17 protein-coding genes are annotated in these 16,225 nt (G+C 71.5%); 11 read left to right on the top strand and 6 right to left on the bottom strand.

Going from position 1 to position 16,225, the window contains the following annotated elements; genetic code table 11:
* Positions 1-45 precede the first annotated feature (45 nt).
* The 3 genes from ACFU97_RS33675 to ACFU97_RS33665 form a co-directional block, all read right to left on the bottom strand.
* Entirely contained in the window at positions 46-1,584 is a 1,539-nt protein-coding gene (locus ACFU97_RS33675; protein WP_384264275.1) for an ethanolamine ammonia-lyase reactivating factor EutA, read from the bottom strand.
* A gap of 65 nt (positions 1,585-1,649) precedes the next feature.
* A complete protein-coding gene (locus ACFU97_RS33670) occupies positions 1,650-2,783 on the bottom strand; it encodes an ethanolamine ammonia lyase-activating protein (RefSeq protein WP_384264274.1) in 1,134 nt (377 codons plus the stop codon).
* Between the two features lie 93 nt (positions 2,784-2,876).
* Complete coding sequence (locus ACFU97_RS33665) at positions 2,877-3,638, bottom strand: 2,3-diphosphoglycerate-dependent phosphoglycerate mutase (protein WP_384264272.1); 762 nt, start codon at positions 3,636-3,638, stop codon at positions 2,877-2,879.
* Between the two features lie 144 nt (positions 3,639-3,782).
* Here ACFU97_RS33665 and ACFU97_RS33660 point away from each other — a divergent pair, with 144 nt between their 5' ends.
* The 5 genes from ACFU97_RS33660 (at position 3,783) to ACFU97_RS33640 (ending at position 7,702) form a co-directional block, all read left to right on the top strand.
* Positions 3,783-4,106: a 2Fe-2S iron-sulfur cluster-binding protein gene (locus ACFU97_RS33660; RefSeq protein ID WP_384264271.1), complete on the top strand. Its 324-nt coding sequence runs from the start codon at positions 3,783-3,785 to the stop codon at positions 4,104-4,106.
* 69 nt (positions 4,107-4,175) lie between these two features.
* A complete protein-coding gene (locus ACFU97_RS33655) occupies positions 4,176-5,462 on the top strand; it encodes a Rieske 2Fe-2S domain-containing protein (RefSeq protein ID WP_384264270.1) in 1,287 nt (428 codons plus the stop codon).
* Between the two features lies 1 nt (position 5,463).
* The gene (locus ACFU97_RS33650; protein WP_384264269.1) at positions 5,464-5,979 is read left to right on the top strand and encodes a 3-methyl-2-oxobutanoate hydroxymethyltransferase; all 516 of its coding nucleotides are present in this window, start codon (positions 5,464-5,466) and stop codon (positions 5,977-5,979) included.
* Between the two features lie 12 nt (positions 5,980-5,991).
* Positions 5,992-6,825, top strand: coding sequence for a 3-methyl-2-oxobutanoate hydroxymethyltransferase (locus ACFU97_RS33645; RefSeq protein ID WP_384264268.1), 834 nt, complete (start codon positions 5,992-5,994; stop codon positions 6,823-6,825).
* A gap of 28 nt (positions 6,826-6,853) precedes the next feature.
* Positions 6,854-7,702, top strand: coding sequence for an alpha/beta fold hydrolase (locus ACFU97_RS33640; protein ID WP_384264267.1), 849 nt, complete (start codon positions 6,854-6,856; stop codon positions 7,700-7,702).
* Between the two features lie 99 nt (positions 7,703-7,801).
* Here the strand turns inward: ACFU97_RS33640 and ACFU97_RS33635 are convergent, their stop codons facing one another.
* A complete protein-coding gene (locus ACFU97_RS33635; protein WP_384264266.1) occupies positions 7,802-8,254 on the bottom strand; it encodes an RpiB/LacA/LacB family sugar-phosphate isomerase in 453 nt (150 codons plus the stop codon).
* Positions 8,255-8,288: 34 nt separating this feature from the next.
* Entirely contained in the window at positions 8,289-9,236 is a 948-nt protein-coding gene (locus ACFU97_RS33630; RefSeq protein ID WP_384264265.1) for an ABC transporter substrate-binding protein, read from the bottom strand.
* A gap of 73 nt (positions 9,237-9,309) precedes the next feature.
* Between ACFU97_RS33630 and ACFU97_RS33625 the strand changes: the two genes are divergently transcribed.
* The 4 genes from ACFU97_RS33625 to ACFU97_RS33610 are packed head-to-tail and all read left to right on the top strand — an operon-like array spanning position 9,310 to position 13,130.
* On the top strand, positions 9,310-10,425 hold the full coding sequence (locus ACFU97_RS33625) for a zinc-binding dehydrogenase (protein WP_384264264.1): 1,116 nt from the start codon (positions 9,310-9,312) through the stop codon (positions 10,423-10,425).
* Complete coding sequence (locus tag ACFU97_RS33620; RefSeq protein WP_384264262.1) at positions 10,422-11,117, top strand: 4-carboxy-4-hydroxy-2-oxoadipate aldolase/oxaloacetate decarboxylase; 696 nt, start codon at positions 10,422-10,424, stop codon at positions 11,115-11,117. The genes ACFU97_RS33625 and ACFU97_RS33620 overlap by 4 nt, the downstream gene beginning before the upstream one ends.
* Complete coding sequence (locus tag ACFU97_RS33615; protein WP_384264260.1) at positions 11,107-12,129, top strand: amidohydrolase family protein; 1,023 nt, start codon at positions 11,107-11,109, stop codon at positions 12,127-12,129. The genes ACFU97_RS33620 and ACFU97_RS33615 overlap by 11 nt, the downstream gene beginning before the upstream one ends.
* An 8-nt stretch (positions 12,130-12,137) precedes the next feature.
* Positions 12,138-13,130, top strand: a complete 993-nt coding sequence (locus ACFU97_RS33610) for an ABC transporter substrate-binding protein (protein WP_384264258.1) — start codon at positions 12,138-12,140, stop codon at positions 13,128-13,130.
* A gap of 27 nt (positions 13,131-13,157) precedes the next feature.
* Here the strand turns inward: ACFU97_RS33610 and ACFU97_RS33605 are convergent, their stop codons facing one another.
* On the bottom strand, positions 13,158-14,054 hold the full coding sequence (locus ACFU97_RS33605) for a LysR family transcriptional regulator (protein ID WP_384264256.1): 897 nt from the start codon (positions 14,052-14,054) through the stop codon (positions 13,158-13,160).
* A gap of 225 nt (positions 14,055-14,279) precedes the next feature.
* On the opposite strand from ACFU97_RS33605, the gene ACFU97_RS33600 reads away from it, so the two are divergent.
* Positions 14,280-15,290: an alcohol dehydrogenase catalytic domain-containing protein gene (locus tag ACFU97_RS33600; RefSeq protein ID WP_384264254.1), complete on the top strand. Its 1,011-nt coding sequence runs from the start codon at positions 14,280-14,282 to the stop codon at positions 15,288-15,290.
* Between the two features lie 33 nt (positions 15,291-15,323).
* Complete coding sequence (locus ACFU97_RS33595; RefSeq protein ID WP_384264252.1) at positions 15,324-16,220, top strand: SDR family oxidoreductase; 897 nt, start codon at positions 15,324-15,326, stop codon at positions 16,218-16,220.
* Positions 16,221-16,225 lie beyond the last annotated feature (5 nt).

Genomic DNA, 16,225 nt, shown 5'->3' with positions numbered 1-16,225 from the left:
ATTTACAGGACGGTGCCGGGTGCCCGTGGACAGGCACCCGGCGGCTCAGCGGGGGTCCTGGCCGAAGACGAGCGACTTGATGGTGACCGGGACCGTGCCGGACGGCAGACGCAGCCTCCCGATGTCGACGTAGTCGAAGTCGCGCAGGCTCAGGCCGTCGATGACGAGTACGTCCCCGGTGACGTCCAGCTCCTCGCGCAGCAGCCGGCCGAGGGTCAGCGCGACGTCCCCGTCCAGCACGACGTACAGCGGCCGTCCCGCGGCCGTCCGCTCGGCGACGGCGTCCCTGATGCCCCGGGCGAAGGGCAGCAGGCGCTCGTGGCTCGGCAGCCCGGTCCAGGACAGCGCCAGGGCGATGTCCGCGCCGGTCTGCGTGACGTCGAGGGCGGCCAGGTGCCGGCGGATCGCGGCCTCGACCTCCGCCGCGTCCACCACCTCCCCGAGCTCGTGCACCGGCCGCACGACCTGCAGATTGCGGCGCGGCAGCAGCGCGTCCGGGTCCGAGACGCAGCCCGTGTTGCCGCTCAGCTGGACGCTGTACTCCGAGGCCCCGAGCGCGGTGGCCCGGATGCACTCGCCCGCGGGCAGCAGGGGGTACGGCAGCGCGCCCGAGTCCACCCGCCGGCGCAGCGCCCGCCCCAGCCGGCGGCCCAGATCGCCGAAGTCGGTGTCCTCCCGCCCGTAGACGTACTCCGCCACCCCGCCCGAGAACATCACGCCGTCGATGGGGCCGAGGTCCGGCAGCGGGTCGGTGAGGAAGAGGCCGCGGACCACGGCCGGTGGCTCGTCCTCGGTGACGGCGGCGACCAGCGCGTCCGCCATCGACTCCGCCACCGCCGTCAGCTCCTCGCCGGTGACCGTGTCCCCGGTCTTCCAGGTGAAGCCGGCGCGGGCGGCGTGCCCGCCCCCGGCCGGGTCCAGCCGGACGATGCGGCCCGAGCCGTCGACGACCTGGAGGCGCCCGCCGACGTGCACGGCCGCGGTCGCGGCGACCCGGCCCTCGTCGAGGACGGCGAGCTTGGTGGTCCCGCCGCCGATGTCGACGTTCAGGATGCGCCGGCCGCTGTCGTACGACGCCTGCGCCGCGCCCGACCCGTAGGCGGCGAGCATCGCCTCCATGTGGTGGCCGGCGCTCGCGTTGACCAGCTCGCCGCCGCGTTCGGCCAGGATGCCCGCGATGGCCTCGGCGTTGCGGCGGCGCAGCGCCTCGCCGGTGAGGATGACGACTCCGGTGTCCACGTCGGCCGGTTCGACGGCCGCCTCGCGGTAGGCCGCGTCGATGATCGCGCCGAGCACCGGCGCGTCGATGTGCTCGTCGTCGGCGTAGGGCGTGAGCTCCACCGGTGACCGGTGCAGGGTCTCGCGCCGCACCACGAGGTAACGGCTCGTCAGGTCCTCGCTGTTACGCCGCAGATGCAGCCGCGAGAAGACGACCTGGGTGCCGGAGGAGCCGATGTCCATGCCGACGCTGTGCAGCGTGACGTTGTCCTGCTGCCAGATCGGGTTGTCCTCCAGCGCCCCGTAGTCCTCGTCGTCGTGCAGATGGTCGTGGTCGGGGAGGTACGCCGAGTGAACCGTACGCACCCCGTCGTCATGGTCGTGTCTTTCGGTGTGCGGCACAGTCCGCTCCTCGATGGACGTCGCGTGGGTCAGACGGTGGCGGCCTGCTCCGGCAGCGGCGGCAGGGTGGCCAGTTCCGCCTCGTAGACCGCGTCCATCCGCGGCTCCATGCCGTGCTTGGCGAGCGCCTCGCGGAAGGTCTCGCGCACGTACGTCGACTCGTCCGCGTAGTCGATCTGGTCGCCGCCGATGCGCCTGCTGATCCACGCCTTCGGCACGCCCTGGGCGTTGCGCACGGAGACGACCTCGTGCTTGAAGGCGAGGTAACGGCCGGGCTCGGTACCGGTGTTGAAGTGCTGGTGGAACCACATGTTGGGCGGCACGATCAGCGTGCCAGGGCCCCACTCGTAGCGGCGGGGCTCCTCGCCCTCCGGCCACATCAGGCTGTAGCCCTCGCCGGAGAGAATGATGACATGGGCGCCCGGGCCGTGCCGGTGGCCCTTCTTGTACGTGGCGGTCGGGAACTGCGAAATGTGGCTGTTCATCGAGCCCTTGGCCATCGCGAACCGGATGTGCCCGCCGCCGGCGCCGCGCTCCTTCGCCTCGACCAGCGGCAGGTTGACCGCGTCGGCGACGAAGTTCGTGTCGAGCAGCAGGCCCTTCTGCTCGCCCTTGGGGGAGAAGTAGTCGGGCTCGCCGTCGAAGCGGTCCGGGAAGTCCCGCGGGGTGCCGAAGACGAAGTCGGGATCGCCGTAGAGGTTGATGACCGGCGGCATGTTCGTCGAGGAGACGAAGCGGGCCGCCTTGCGGCCGGAGCCGTTGAAGTGCTGGTGGTGGGCGTTGAGCGGGATGGCGAAGATCGATCCGGCCTGCCACTCGAAGCTGACCTCGGCACCGGAGTCGTTCCAGACCTTGGTCGAGCCCTGTCCCTCCAGGACGAGGATCATCTCCTCGAACAGCTGCCGCTGCGGGGCGAGTTTGCCGCCCGCCGGGATCTCGCAGACGTAGCAGTCGTTGGAGGTGCGGGTGGCCTCGTGGTTGATGAACACGCCCCGGCCACCGCGCCGCTCCCACGGCTTCAGCTCGACGGTGCGCAGGTCGGGTATGTAGTGGGCGGCGATGATGTCCAGGCCCTCGTCGGCCACCCAGCGCGTGTAGGGGGAGTCCTTCTCGGTGGCGAACTTCGCCGCCAGGGTGTCGTTGACGATCGCGTCCTTGGCCATGCGGGCCCTTCCTGGTCGGCTCGTTCAGCACGACATGTGCTGACATTCACAGGTGGTGGATTGGTAGAACCATAAGGCCACCCCTTGGGGCCGTCAACGAGTCGTGCCGAGTCGTCTGCGCCCTTGATCGGCGACGTCCGCCGCGGCCTCGGCGGCCGCGCGCGGATCCAGGTAGCGTCCGCCGCGCACCAGCGGCACCAGGTCCTCGTCCAGGTCGTAGCGAAGTGGCATGCCCGTGGGGATGTTGAGGTCGAGCAGCTCCTCGCGGCCGAGCCGGTCGAGGTGGGCGACCAGGGCCCGCAGCGAGTTGCTGTGCGCGACGACCAGCACGGTCCGGCCCGCCCGCAGATCGGGGACGACGGCGTCGTGCCAGTACGGCAGCAGGCGGGCGGTGACGTCCGCCAGCGACTCGGTGCGCGGCAGCAGCTCGCGGGGCAGGTCCGCGTAGCGCGCGTCGTGCGCCGCGTCCCCGGTCCCGTCCACCGGGGCGGGAGGTGGCGCCAGGTCGTAGGAGCGGCGCCACTGCCGGAAACGCTTTGCGCCGAACTCCCTGAGGATCTCGCTCTTCTCGCGGCCCTGGAGGGCGCCGTAGTGGCGCTCGTTGAGCCGCCAGTGCCGGGCGATCGGGGCGTCGGTGCCGGCGGCCTCGACGGCCAGGGCCGCGGTGCGTGCCGCGCGGGTCAGGACGGACGTGTGCACCGACTGCGGCAGCAGCCCGGCCGCGCGCAGCGACCGCCCGCTGTCACGGGCCTGGTCCTCGCCGTGCGAGGTCAGGTCCACGTCGATCCAGCCGGTGAACAGGTTCTTGGAGTTCCACGCGCTCTCGCCGTGGCGCAGAAGGATCAGCGTTCGCATGCCGCCGATTGTGACCCCGCGTCCCGTCTCTTGTTTCGCGTTCTCCGTATCTGGTCTAATGGACAGACCACCGGACCGGGAAAGTGGCCCCGACGGCCTGCCCGTCCGCAGTGGATCCACCGATCGCGAGAGGAAACAGGGACCTTGCCCAAGGTGATCTTCGTCGGCAGTGACGGTCCCGAGTACACCGTCGATGCCACGGTCGGGGACTCGGTCATGACGGCCGCGGTGAAGAACGGTGTGCCGGGGATCGTCGCCGAGTGCGGCGGCAACCAGTCCTGCGCCACCTGCCACGTCTGGGTGCGCGAGGAGTTCGCGCAACTCGTCGGCCCGCCGGGCGACATGGAGGAGGACCTCCTCGACCTCGCCGTCGCCGAGCGCCGCGACACCAGCCGGCTGTCGTGCCAGATCCGCGTCACCCAGGAACTCGGCGGCCTCACCGTCGACATCCCCCCGGAGCAGCCCTGACCGCGCCGCCCCGCCCGGCACCGACGTCCACGACCCGGCCACGGGTCAGCACCTGAAAGGGAAACGGCTGTGCTCAGGAAAGACATCAACGAACTGCTCACCCAGACCGGCCCGGGAACGCCGATGGGCGAGCTGTTCCGGCAGTACTGGATCCCCGCCCTGCTGGCCGAGGAACTCCCCACGAACGACTGCCCGCCGGTGCGCGTCAAACTCCTGTCGGAGCGCATGGTCGCCTTCCGCGACAGCGAGGGACGCTTCGGCCTGGTCGACGAGTTCTGCGCCCACCGCGGCGCCTCCCTCTGGTTCGGCCGCAACGAGGGCTCCGGCCTGCGCTGCCCGTACCACGGCTGGAAGTACGACGTCACCGGCCAGTGCGTCGAGGTGCCTTCCGAGTCGGACAACAGCAGCTTCTGCCAGAACGTGCAGCTGACCTCCTACCCGCTGGTGCGCATCGGCGACGTGCTGTGGACCTACATGGGCGACCGGGCCACCCAGCCCCCGCTGCCCGAGTTCGAGTGGGTGCACGTCCCGCCGGAGCAGACCTACACCTCCAAGCGCTGGCAGCAGTGCAACTGGCTGCAGGCCTTCGAGGGCGGCATCGACTCCAGCCACGTCACCTTCCTGCACTCCGGCGGCCTGAAGACCGACCCGCTGTTCCGGGGCGCCAAGGGCAACGAGTACAACATGAACGACACCAAGCCCTTCTTCGAGGTCGCCGACAGCGACGGCGGGCTCTTCGTGGGTGCCCGGCGCAACGCCGAGGAGGGCAAGTACTACTGGCGGATCACGCCCTATGTGATGCCGGCGTTCACCATGGTCCCGCCGCGTGGCGACCACCCCGTGCACGGTCACTTCTGGGTGCCGATCGACGACGAGAACTGCTGGACGTACTCCTTCGACTACCACCCCGTGCGCCCGCTCACCGACACCGAGCGGCAGGCGATGATCGACGGCCACGGCGTGCACAGCAAGAACATCCCGGGCACCTACCGGCCGATGGCCAACATGGACAACGACTACCTGATCGACCGGGAGGCGCAGAGGCGCGGCGAGACCTACTCCGGCGTGGCCGGCATCGCCATGCAGGACGCCTCGCTCCAGGAGAGCATGGGTCCGATCGTCGACCGCAGCAAGGAGCGCCTGGTGCCCGCCGACAGCGGGATCATCAAGGCCCGCCAGAAGCTGCGCAAGGCCGCCGTCGCCCTGCGCGACGAGGGCGTGACCCCGCCCGGTGTGAACCCCGAGCACCACAAGGTGCGTTCGGCGGCGGTCGTCCTGCCGCAGGCCGAGTCCTTCCTGGACTCCTGCCGCGACGCGGTCAAGGTGACGCCCGGCGTCCCCCAGGCCTCGGTGTGACATGACGACCCCCGTGGCGCAGACGAACCCGGCCTCGCCCACGGCCCCCGTCCTGCAGCTGAGCGAGAGCGCCCGCGCGGCCTCGGCGAGCGAGTCCCGGTACCGGATCGACGTACCGATCCGGCCGGCCCGCTCCGCCCGCGTCGTCGCGTTGGACGAGCGCGCCGCGGCCGTCGCCCGCCGGCTGGCCGGACGGCCCTGGGCCCACGCCCGCTTCTACACCGGCGACAGCGACGCGCAACTGCGTGAACTCGACGGCACCGCAGCCCCGTTGGAGGAGGTCCTCACCGGCACCGACGTGGTCGTCGTCCTCGCCACCGAGGACGGCGGCCGGGCGGCGGCGGCCGCGATCGGCCGGATCTGCGGGCGGCGCGGCATCACCACCGCGGGCGTGGTCCTCGGCGACGGCTTCGAGGCGGACGACGCGGTCGCCGCGCTGCGGTCGTACGCCCGCGTCCTGCTGCTGTCCGCCGACGAGGGCGACGCCTTCGAACTGCTCACCGCACTCAGGGTTTAGGAGGCCCGGCACATGGCCGACAAGGTCACGCTGCGATCCCTGCAGCGGATGAAGGACGAGGGCCGCAAGATCGTCGGCGTCGTCGCCTGGGACTACCAGATCGCCCGCATCGCGGACCGCGCGGGAGTGGAACTGGTCTCCGTCGGCGACACCGTCGGCGTGAACCTGTGGGGCCACTCCAACCCCTTCGAGGTGACGATGGACGAGATGGTCGTCGTCGCCCGGGCGGTGCGGCGCGGCGTCGAACGCGCCCTGGTGAGCGTCGACTTCCCGTTCGGCCCGCTCCAGGAGGGCACCGCCGGCGCCGTCCGGGCCGCGATCCGCTTCGTCAAGGAGACCGGGGTCGACCTGGTCAAGCTCGACGGTGCCGCCGACTTCCCCGAGGCGGTCGAGGCGATCACACGCGCCGGGATCCCGGTGTTCGCTCAGTTCGGCATCACCCCGCAGACGGCCCTGCGCTACGGCGTCGAGTACAACGCGATCCCCTCCTCCGCCGACCAGGTGCCGGTGGCGATGCAGGACGCGATGGTCGCCGAGGCCAAGCGGCTGGAGGAGGCCGGCGCGGTCCTGCTGAACTTCACCAACTCCGGCCCGGTGGTGGGCGCGGCGGTCGCCGCGGCCGTCTCGGTCCCGGTGGTCGGCGGCTTCGGCGGCGGCCCCTGGCTGGACGGCCGGATGCGCATGGCCCACGCGGCCATCGGCTACGCCGCCTCGGCGCTGGACAACCCGCCCGAGACCTACGCCAACGTCGCCTGGATCACGCTCGACGCGATCAGCGCGTACGCGGCGGACGTACGGGCCGCACGCCAGGTCGCCGGCGGTGTCCCCGTCCCGCCGGCGACCTGAACCCGGCCTCACGAAGGGAGCACGCACCGTGCCCACGGCCGTCATCGACGCCATCCCCACCCGCTACGAAGTCGCGGGTTCCGGACCGCCCTTGCTGATGTTCTCGCCCGGCGGCTTCGACTCGAGCCTGGAGAGCTGGCGCACCGTGGGCGTCTACCGGCGCCTGCGCCTGCTGGACCGGCTGACCGCGAAGTTCACCTGCATCACCTTCGACCGGCGCGAGTCCGGCCGCTCCGGCGGCCGGCTGGAGCGGATCTCCTGGGACTCCTACGTCCGCCAGGGCGTCGGCCTGCTCGACCATCTCGGCATCGCCCGGGCCCACTTGATGGGCGGCTGCGTCGGCTGCTCGACGGTGGCGTCGGTCGCGGTGGCCCACCCCGAGCGCGTGCTGAGCATGGTCCTGTACTCGCCCGCCGGCGGCGTCAAGTACCGCATGAAGCAGCACGAACGCTTCGGACGGCATCTCGCCCACGTCGACGAGTACGGCCCGCAGGGGGTGGTGAGCCTGGCCCGGAGTACGGAGGAGGCCTTCACCAAGGATCCCCGGGTCGGCCCGTGGGCCCAAGTGATCCGCCGCGACGCGGAGTTCGCCGCGGCGTACGCCCGCACCGACCCCGCCCGCTACCGTGCGACGGTGTCCGGCATGGCGCGGCTGCTGTTCGACCGCGACACGGTGCCGGGCCCCGAGCCCGAGGATCTGCTGCGGCTGGACGTACCGGCGCTGATCGTGCCGGGCCAGGACACCTCGCACGCGCCGTCGGCCGCGCGGTACCTGCAGGAGTGCCTGCCGGACACCGAGTACTGGGACGTGCCGGTGGCCGACCAGACGGAGGAGACGGCGCCGGATCGGGTGCTGGAGTTCTTGGCACGGGCGTAGACATGAGGAGGGCGCGACCGCGTGGCGGCCGCGCCCTCCTGGTCAGCAGGTGCCGTTTTTGGTCAGCAGGTAGCCTCTGCCGCCGGCTCCCCGTTCTGTTCAGCTCCGGGACGCGAGCTCCTCCAGCTCCGCGATCTGCGCCAGCCGCCGAGCGTGCACACCCCCGTTGAACGGCGTGTTCAGCCACACCTCCACGATCTCCTCCGCAACCTCGGGCGAGAGCACCTTTGCGGCGAGGACGAGCACGTTGGAGTCGTTGTTGCCGCGCGAGATGCGGGTGCTCCACAGGTCGTGGCAGAGACCGGCCCGGATGCCGCGCAGCTTGTTGCAGGCGATGGTCTCGCCGAGCCCGCTGCCGCCGAGGACGATGCCGCGGTCAGCGGTGCCGCCGGTCACCTGCCGGCAGACGTCCGCGCACAGCGGCGGATAGTCGACCGTTCCCTCCTCGTGGCTGCCCCGGTCGTCGACGGTGTGCCCGGCGGCCGTGAGCCGGGAGAGGAGCCGGGTCTTGAGGGCGAAGCCGTTGTGGTCGGCGGCGATGGCGATACGCATCTGTGTCCCTTCGGCGGGGAGCGGGTCAGGGTGGTCAGCCGGTCAGTGTGCGCGCCGTCTCCGCGAACAACTCGTCCAGCGGCAGGGGCCGTTCGAGGATCCGCTGATCGACCGCGTGCCGCATCAGCCGTTCCAGCACGGCCCGGTTGGGCTCGATCCCGTAAGGCAGCGGATCCGCGCCCGTGATCTCCATGACGCGCCGGTACATGCGGTCGGCGGGGGAGTCGTCCCGGGCGTCCTGCCGCCGCAACCGGTCCACGTACAGCTCCTTGGCGCGCGCGAAGGCGTCGAAGACGTCGGCACCCAACTCCGGCCGCTCGGCCAGGAGTTCGTCCTTGATCACCACAAGGTGGTTGATCGGGTACAGCCCGCGCTCGCGCAGCGCCGTGAACCCGGCCTCCTCGGCATCCGGGAGGAGCGGAGCAAGCGCCGGTGAGTCGGGCCTCGGCCCGATCACCGCGGCCAGGTCGCCCTCGATCAGCGACTCCTCCAGGGTGCGCCCGGGCTCCAGCGGGACGACGTTCGACGGCGGCCGGAACTCCGCCACGTGCTCGTCGCCGGACAGCACCCACGTCACCTTGCCGAGGTCGACGCCGTACTCCTCGCCGAGGACCGCACGCGCCCACACGCCCGTGGTGACCGTGTAGCCCCGGCTGACGCCGACCCTCCGGCCCTCCAGGTCCTTGGGCTCGCGCACGTCGGACGCCGGGTCGTGGAAGATCGCGCCGTGGTGGAAGCCCCGCACCAGGAACGTGGGCACGGCCGTGAAGCGCGCACCGTGCGCCCTCGCCACCAGATACGTCGTGAGCGCCATCTCGCTGACGTCGAACTCGTTCCCGCGCACCATGCGCCGGAACGCCTTCACCAGAACGGGCACTTCCTCGAACTCGAACCTGAAGCCGCGGGGTGTCACCGCACCGGTCTTGAGCGCCTCGTTGCCGCCCTGGGTGCGGGTCACCGTCCTGAGCTGAGGTATCACCATGCGTCGAAAGGTAGCATGGTTAGTCCATTCGTCCATAGACTGTCGCCGACCCCGAACGTGAGGAGACGACGTCATGGCGGAACAGGTGCTGGCGGCCGTGCGAACCGCACCCGGCCGGACCGAACTGCGGGAGTTCCCGATGCCGGACATACCCGACGACGGAGCCCTGCTGAAGGTGGAGGTCGCCGGGATCTGCGGCACCGACGTGAAGATGTACGGCAAGCCGCCCTTCACCGACCCGGTGATCATGGGCCACGAGAACGTCGGCGTCATCGCGAAGGCCGGCCGCACCTTCACCGAGCGCAAGGGCCTCGCCGAGGGCGACCGCGTCTTCGTCGAGCACTACGTCGGCTGCTTCCGCTGCGAGTGGTGCCACCAGGGCGAGTACCGCCACTGCGAGGCCACCGACTGGCGCACCAACCCCGACGCCCGCCGCTACGGCTACACCTCGGCGGACAACCCGTACCACCTGTGGGGCGGCTTCGCGCAGTACCTCTACCTGCCCTGGAACTCGGTGACGCACCGCGTGCCGGACGGCGTCTCGGCCGAACTCGCCGGCCTGGTCACCCCGTTGTCGAACGGCATCGAGTGGGCCCTGGTCACCGCGGGCGTCGGCTACGCCTCCACCGTCCTGATCCAGGGCCCCGGCCAGCAGGGCCTGTCCCAGGTCGTCGCCTGCAAGCAGGCGGGCGCCTCCCTCATCATCGTCACCGGCACCACCAAGGACGCCGCCCGCCTGTCCCTGGCCCGGGAGCTGGGCGCCGACCACGTCGTCGACGTGACCCAGGAGGACGCGCTCACCCGCATCCTGGAGATCACCGGCGGCCGGGGCGTCGACGTCGTCCTGGACTGCACCGCGGGCGCCGGCACCGCGCCCGTCCTGCTCGGCATCGACGCCCTCAAGCGGCGCGAGGGCACCATGGTCGTCCAGGGCGAACTGGCCGCCTTCCCCGACTTCCCCCTGAAGAAGCTGACGGAGAAGTCCATCGCGCTCAGGAGCGCCCGCGGCCACAGCCACCGCGCCTGCGAACTCGCCCTGGAACAGCTCGCGTCGGGCCGCTTCCCGCTGGAGAAGCTGAGCACCCACAGCTTCCCGCTCGCCGAGGCCGACCGTGCCATCCGCACCGTCGGAGGCGAGACCGGCGAGGACGCCGTGCACGTCTCCCTGCTGCCCTGGGCGGCGGCATGAGCATCGTCGTCCGCAACCCCCGCCGCGCCGACCGCGCGACCGTCGACGCCCTCGCCGGATTCGGCGTCGCCACCGTCCACGAGGCCCAGTCCCGCACCGGTCTGCTCGACCCCGCGCTGCGGCCCGTCTGGTCCGGCGCGCACATCGCCGGCACCGCGGTCACCGTCAGCGTGCCGCCCGCCGACAACTGGATGCTTCACGTCGCGGTGGAGCAGTGCCGCGACGGCGACGTCCTCGTCGTGGCCCCCACCTCCCCTTCCGAGGCGGGCTACTTCGGCGACCTGATCGCCACGGCCGTCGCCGCGCGCGGAGTGCGTGGCCTGGTCATCGACGCCGGCTGCCGCGACATCGCCGAACTGCGGCAGATGGGCTTCCCGGTGTGGGCCCGGCACATCAGCGCATTCGGCACCGTCAAGGAGACCCTCGGCGAGGTGAACACCCCGATCGTCTGCGGCGGACAGCGGATCGCCCCCGGTGACGTGATCGTCGCCGACGACGACGGCGTGGTGGTCGTACCCCGGCTCGAGGCGGCCACCGTGCTCGCGGCCTCCCAGGCCCGCGAGGAGCGCGAGGCCGCCGTCCGCAAGCGCTACGCCGGCGGCGAGCTGAGCCTCGACATCAACGGCATGCGCGAGCGGCTGGCCGCGAAGGGCCTGACCTACGTCGACCAGGAGCCGGCCGGTGATCATTGACATCCACGGCCACTACACGACGGCCCCAGCCCAGCACCAGGCGTTCCGGGAGGCCCAGTTGGCCCGGCTCGCCGACCCCTCGCTGCCGGTCCCGCGGCCGCCGGACATCAGCGACGACGCGATCCGGGAGAGCGTCGAGCACCACCAGCTGAAGGTGCTGCGGGAGCGCGGCGCCGACCTGATGCTCTTCTCGCCGAAGGCCTCCGGCATGGAACACCATGTCCCGGACGCGGCCACCGCCCGTGACTGGGCCCGCGCGAGCAACGACCTCGTGCACCGGGCCGTCGGCCTCTTCCCCCGGCACTTCGCGGGAGTCTGCCAGTTGCCCCAGACCCCGGGCGGTTCACCCGGCGACGCGGTGGCCGAACTGCGCCGCTGCGTGGAGGGTCTGGGTTTCGTCGGCTGCAACCTCAACCCGGACCCGTCCGGCGGCCACTGGAACTCGCCGCCGCTGACGGACCCGTACTGGTTCCCGCTCTACGAGACCATGGTGGAGCTCGACGTCCCCGCCATGATCCATGTCTCGACCTCCTGCAACCCCAACTTCCATACGCTGGGCGCGCATTACCTCAACGCGGACACCTCCGCGTTCATGCAGTTCGTCGAGGGCGACCTGTTCGCGCGCTTCCCCACCCTGCGGTTCGTGATCCCGCACGGCGGCGGGGCGGTGCCGTACCACTGGGGCCGCTACCGCGGACTGGCGGTCCGGATGGGCCGTCCCGACCCGGCCGAACACCTCATGGACAACGTCTTCTTCGACACCTGCGTGTACCACCAGCCGGGTATCGATCTCCTGCGAGAAGTCGTCGGCACCGGCAACATCCTGTTCGCCTCGGAGATGCTGGGTGCGGTGCGCGGGGTCGACCCGGACACCGGGATCGCCTGGGACGACACCAAGCACTACCTCGACCGGGCCGGTCTCACCGGCGAGCAACGGCACCAGGTCTTCGAGGCCAACGCCCGGCGCGTGTACCCGCGCCTGGATGCCCGACTCACGGCGGAAGGCAGGTAACCCCACCCATGGCACGGCTCCCCCTCACCTTCGCCTGCGGCGACTACGACCGCACGCGCGCCCTCGAAGAGGGCACGGTCCGTCCCGACGGCATCGAGCTGACGTATCTGCGGCTGCCCGTCGAGGAGACCTTCTTCCGGATGATGCGCCACCAGGAGTTCGAGGTGGCGGAGATGTCCCTGTCCTCGTACGTGGTGTCCCTGCGCACCGACCCCTCGCCCTTCGTGGCCCTGCCGGTCTTCACCTCGCGCATGTTCCGCCACGGCGCGCTGTACTGCCACGCCGACTCCGGCATCAACAGCCCCGAGGACCTGCGCGGCAAGCGGATCGGCACCCCCGAGTACCAGCTGACCGCCTGCGTGTGGATGCGCGGCATCCTCGGCGACCGGCACGACGTGCCCTTCGACTCGGTCAGCTACCTCACCGGCGGCCAGGAGACCCCGGGCCGCATCGAGAAGGCGGGCGTCGACCTGCCGGACTCGCTGCGCATCAGCCGCATCCCCGAGGACCGCACCCTGGCGCACATGCTCGCGGAGGGCGAGATCGACGCGCTGTGCACGCCCCGCGTGCCGAGCCCGTTCGTCGCAGGCGACCCGCGGGTGCGCCGGGTGTTCCCCGACGTCGTCGCCGCCGAGAAGGAGTACTACGCGGCGACGAACATCTTCCCGGTCATGCACGTCGTGGTGATCCGCCGGGACGTCTACGACCGCCACCGCTGGGTCGCGCAGTCCCTGTACAAGGCGCTGCTGGCGGCGAAGGAGGCCGCGTACGAGAGCCTCTACGACACCTCGGCCCTGCGCTTCATGCTGCCCTGGCTGACCCCCCAGCTGGAGGAGGCGCGGGAGCTGATGGGCCGGGACTACTGGTCCTACGGCGTCGAGGGCAACCGCGAGACCCTGTCGACGTTCCTGCGCTACCACCACGAGCAGGGCCTGTCGGCGCGGCAGTGGGAGCCCGAGGAGCTGTTCGCGCCCGAGTCGCTCGAGTCGGCGGTCGTCTGACGGGGCGTGCGAGCACGTGCCGCCCGCTCAGCCGGTGGGCGGCAGCGTGTTCCTCGCGGCTTCGACGAAGTCCGCGACAAGGGGGGTGCGCCGGTCGTCGTCCCAGGCGAGGGCCACCTGGCCGCCCGGGACGTCGGTGACCGGGACATGGGCGATGTCCGCCCGGGGGAAGACGGCCGCGACCGGACTCGGCACCAGTGCCACACCGCGCCCCGCGCTGACGTACATCATGAGTTCCTCCATGTCGTGGAAGAACGGGCCGGGCAGGGCCCTGGTGCCGTCCGGGCGCGGGTCGCCGTTCCAGACGGCCGACCAGCCCGGCTCCGCGTCGGCGTACTGCAGCAACGGTTCGTCCAGGACCGCGGCGAGGTCCATCGCGTCCTCGACCGCCAGTGGATGACCGGCCGGCAGGACCACGCTGAGCTGTTCCCGGTACAGGGGCAGCACACTCAGCCGCTCCGAGGCGAGGGGCAGCCGCACGAAACCGATGTCGACGTCGCCGTCGAGGATCGCCCGCGTCTGCGTCCACCAGCGCATGCGGACCAGTTCGACGATCACGTCCGGGTGGCGTGCCGAGAACCCGTGCAGCGGCGTGGCGGCGTCCGTGCCGAGCATGAAGCCGACCGTCAGGGAGCGCACGCCGGACCCGATCCGGCGGACCCGGTCCTGGGCCGCCTCCGCGGCCGCCAGCAGGTCCATGGCGTCGTGCAGCAACTGCCGGCCCGCGGGCGTCAGCACCACGTCCCGGCTGCTGCGGATGAGCAGAGCGGTGCCGAGATCGTGCTCCAGCTGCTGGATCTGGCGCGAGAGCGCGGGCTGGGTGACGTGCAGTGCGAGCGCCGCCTGCCCGAAGTGCAGCCGTTCGGCCACCGCCACGAAAGAGCGGAGCCTGCGCAAATCCAGATCCGCCGGCCCGCCTCGCATCTCATCCGCCCGTCTTTCTGCGTCGATGCCGTGTGCTCATCGAAGGCCTCAGGAGAGGCATTGGACCCGTGCGCAACCACGGCGGAGACTCGGACACCTACCGCAGAATGCCCAGGCCCCGCAGCGACACGCCCTTCCCAGCAGTCTAGGAGCCGCCAGTCCTCAGGGCTCCCGGTACGGCGAAAGGTGCCGCGCGCTGCCCGGCCCCGCACCCTTGGAGCCCCTATGCGTGCTGCCGTAGCCACCGGGGTGGACGCCCCGCTCACGCTCACCGACCTCGACGTCCCCCAGCCCGGTACCGGCGAGGTCCTCGTCAAGGTGACGGCGTGCGGCGTCTGCTACTCGGACCTGAACCTGCTCCGCGGCCACTACCCCTTCGCCCGCTTCCCCGTCGTGCCCGGCCACGAGATCACCGGGGTGGTGACGGCCGTGGGCGAGGGCGTGACCTTCCCCGAGGTCGGCACCGCCGTGGGAGCCCAGTTCCTCTACGACTCCTGCGGCCACTGCGACTACTGCGTGCGCGGCGACCAGATCCTGTGTCCGCGCAAGCGGATCACCGGTGTCGTGGCCGACGGCGGCTACGCCGAGTACGCGCTGCTGAAGGCGGGCTACGTCACGCCGCTGCCGGCCGGCCTCGACCCCGTCGCCGCCGCCCCGCTGATGTGCGCGGGGATCACCGCCTTCAACGGGCTGCGGCAGGGCGGCGCCCGGCCCGGCTCCCGGATCGCCGTCATCGGCGCCGGTGGCATCGGTACGCTCGCCATCCGGTACGCCGTCGCCATGGGCGCCCGCGTCGCCGTGGTCGGACGCTCGCCACGCGGCGAGGAGCAGGCGAAGACACTCGGTGCCGAGCGGTACGTCGCCACGTCCGAGACCGACCCGGCCGAGGCCCTGAAGGCCTGGGACGGCGGCGCGGACCTGATCCTGAACGCGGCGCCGTCGACCGACGCGGCCGCGGCCACCCTCGGCGGCCTGGCCCCCGACGGCACGCTGCTGCTGTGCGGCTACGGGTCGCAGCCGCTGGTCCTGCCCACCCAGCCCATGGTCCTCAACCGGCTGCACGTGGCGGCCAGCCCGTCCGGCTCGCCGCACGACCTGCGCGACACCCTCGGCTTCTCCGCCGCGCACGGCATCCTGCCCGACGTCACGCCGATCACCCTCGACGAGGCCCCGGCCACCCTCGACGCGATGGGCGCAGGCACCGCGCACGGCCGCAGCGTCATCGCCTTCGCCTGACCGCACCCGTCCCACCGTCCCAAGGAGCACGAGATGCCGTACGTCATCCTGGTCACCGGTGCCTCCAGCGGCTTCGGCGCGCTGACCGCACGCGCCCTCGCCGACGCCGGGCACACGGTCTACGCCGGCATACGCCGGACCACCGGACGCAACGCCCCGGCCGTCGCCGACGTCCGGGCTTACGCCGACGAGCACGGGGTCCGCCTGCGCCCGGTCGAGCTCGACGTCTCCGCTCAGGACTCCGTCGACGCCGCCGTCGCCGCCATCACCTCCGAGGCGGGCGATCCCGACGTCGTGGTCCACAACGTCGGCCACATGGTGCTCGGCCCCGCCGAGTCCTTCACCCCGGAGCAGATCGCCCAGGTCTACGACACCAACGTGGTCTCGACCCAGCGGGTCAACCGCGCCGTACTGCCGCAGATGCGCAAGCGCCGCGACGGACTGCTGGTGTGGGTCGGCTCCTCCAGCACCTACGGCGGCACGCCTCCGTACCTCGGGCCGTACTTCGCCGCCAAGGGCGCCATGGACCACCTCGCGAAGAGCTACGCCGCGGAGCTGTCCCGGTTCGGCATCGACAGCGCGATCGTCGTCCCCGGCTCCTTCACCTCCGGCACCAACCACTTCGCCCACGCCATGCACCCCGAGGACACCGCCACCGCGGAGGCGTACGAGACCTTCTACGCCGGTCTCATGGACGACGTGGGCAAGCGTCTCGCGGCGCTGGCGCCGCCGGACGCCGACGTGCGGGAAGTGGCCCGGGCCATCGTCACCATCGTCGACACCCCCAAGGGCAGCAGGCCCTTCCGGACCACCATCGACCCGGCCGACGACGGCTCCGAGGCGGTCAGCGACGTCGCCGACCGGATCCGTGCCGACTTCTACGAGCGGATCGGCTTCACCGACCTGCTCACCACCCGCACGACCGACTGACCGGC

The sequence above is a fragment of the Streptomyces sp. NPDC057616 genome (genome assembly GCF_042800575.1).
GTDB lineage: Bacteria > Actinomycetota > Actinomycetes > Streptomycetales > Streptomycetaceae > Streptomyces.
This window is presented reverse-complemented; position numbering and strand designations above follow the sequence as displayed.